General features: G+C 35.3%; 1 protein-coding gene. It reads right to left on the minus strand.

The features are described from left to right. Window positions 1-79: 79 nt before the first annotated feature. Window positions 80-1783 carry a sensor histidine kinase gene (locus tag A0J48_RS26310; RefSeq protein ID WP_200327519.1) on the minus strand — a complete coding sequence of 568 codons (1704 nt, stop codon included), beginning with the start codon at window positions 1781-1783 and terminating at the stop codon, window positions 80-82. Window positions 1784-2168 lie beyond the last annotated feature (385 nt).

The following is a 2168-nucleotide window of genomic DNA, read 5'->3' on the forward strand; positions in this document are numbered from 1 at the left end:
GGGTGTGGGGTGTCGGTTTTATATAGTGGAAGAATTTTCTCCTCTGTTATCCTATTCCCTATTCCCTATTCCCTATTCCCTATTCCCTATTCCCTATTGGTAAAGAAATCGCAAATTCTGTTCCTTGATCTAACTCAGAATGACAACTAATTTTACCTCTGTGTTTTTCCACAACAATTTGATGAGTAATTGCCAAACCTAAGCCTGTACCAATACCTCGTGGTTTAGTAGTGAAAAAAGTTTCAAATATCTTTTTTTGATGTTCTGTGGTAATTCCAATTCCGTTATCTGCAATTCGCACTACTACCCAATCCTGACATAAACATTCTGTAATAATGGTAATTTCTGGTAAAAATTTTGGCTGTTTCTGAGATTTTTCTTCTACAGCATCAATAGCATTACTAAGCAAATTCATAAATACTTGATAAAGTAAACCCATGTAACCATTAATTGTAGGAATCTCTCCATATTTGCGAATAACTTTAATATTATTTTTAAGACGATTATTTAAAATTAATAATGTACTGTCAATACAAGGATGCAAATCTATCAAGTGTGGTATTCCTTCATCCAACCGCGAGAAATTTTTTAAACTGCGGACAATTTCTCGTGTACGTTCAGTTCCCAAGGTCATTGATTTCAATATTTTTGGTAAGTCTGTTTCCAGAAACTCTAAATCTATTTCTTCAACTACAACTTTAACTTCATCGGGTGGATTAGGAATTGCTTTTTGGTATGTTTTCAATAGTATTAATAAATCATTAACATAAGTTTTGGCGTGTAATAGGTTGCCAGAAATAAAATGAACTGGATTATTAATTTCATGGGCGACACCAGCTAACATTCTCCCTAAACTTGACATTTTTTCACTTTGAATCAGTTTGATTTGGGCTTCGTTTTCTTGGATTTCTAAAAGATATTTTACTTGTCGAATTAGCTGGTTTAAGGCATCAGCCAAAGTACCAATTTCGTCTTTTGTATTTACAGATGCTTGTAATTCAAAATTAGATTCTTTGGTCACTCTTTGGGCAATATTCGTAACAGTATTAATGGGATAAGAGATAACTCTACTGGTATATATAGCTAGTATAATTGCAATAGATCCTGACAGCAACATACTAGCAATAATAATCTGGGCTTGTAATATAGCAGCTTGATGTTGAGCTATATCAGCTTGTTCTCGGCGTGCGTTCACTGTTTTAGCAAAGTCAGTTAAATCATGGGAAAATATAAAAAAGTTCCGTGTGGCTGAACTTTGATTAAAATTCCAAGTTAATTGTTGTATTTTGGCTAATGCTTGAGGTTGGGAGCGTAACTGATAAATTTGTTGGTTCAATTCTCTAAGTTGTTGAAAATACTCAGAGAGATTGCGGTCGTGTTTCTGGAGTAAAACCTGTAAATTATACTGCGAATCAATGAGGCTAAATGTCTTTAACTGAGAATACAAAGTTTCAAATTCTTGAAGATGAACCTGAAAAGAGGAATCTGCTGGCTGTAAATCTTGCTGCCCAGTTAAAATTGGCACTAGTTCTTGTTGATGAACCTGAATTTCTAACAGCACCCCTTGTAAACTACTAAGTAAAGCTTCTTCCTCATTTGCTAAATGCATTTTGTCTCTAGCAACTTGGAAGTAGCGATCGCCTATCAATAAACCACCCGTTGTCCCTAAAATCGCAATTCCTAGTGACAAAGCATATCCAGTGACAATTTTTTGTCTAATACTGAGTCCGTTGAAGAATTTTCGCAGCCTTTTGGATAAACCTGATTCAGATTTAAACTTCATTGTATAACTTGCCGTTGAACTTTTCTTGTTGAGATGTTTTGAGGAAAAATGAAGAATTCAGCAGCCAGTCATTAGCAGTTATCAGTTTTCAGTATTTTTACTGTTTGCTGTTCACTGAGTTAAGGGAACATTGAAAACACACGCTCATCTTAGTGTAGCAAAATCAGGTTTTTTTTAACCCTTTTTCCTGGGGATCTGAAAACAACAGGAAAACTTATGAATTTACAGCTTATTGCAGATCAATAAAGCAGGACTTACGCACAAAATTTACCATCAGGGCTGGGTGTGGGGTGTGGGGTGTAGGGTGTAGGGTTTTTTCCTTTCATTCACGTATCCTACAAAGGGACTTCCAACTAAAAAAAATATTCCATCGTTTGGGTCAGCA

The sequence above is a fragment of the Sphaerospermopsis aphanizomenoides BCCUSP55 genome (genome assembly GCF_001586785.1).
In the GTDB taxonomy this organism is placed as follows: domain Bacteria; phylum Cyanobacteriota; class Cyanobacteriia; order Cyanobacteriales; family Nostocaceae; genus Sphaerospermopsis_A; species Sphaerospermopsis_A aphanizomenoides_A.

Bases quoted from the DNA above. Each gene is read 5' to 3' on its own strand.
- A0J48_RS26310 (WP_200327519.1), bottom strand. From the start codon at position 1,783: ATGAAGTTTAAATCTGAATCAGGTTTATCCAAAAGGCTGCGAAAATTC.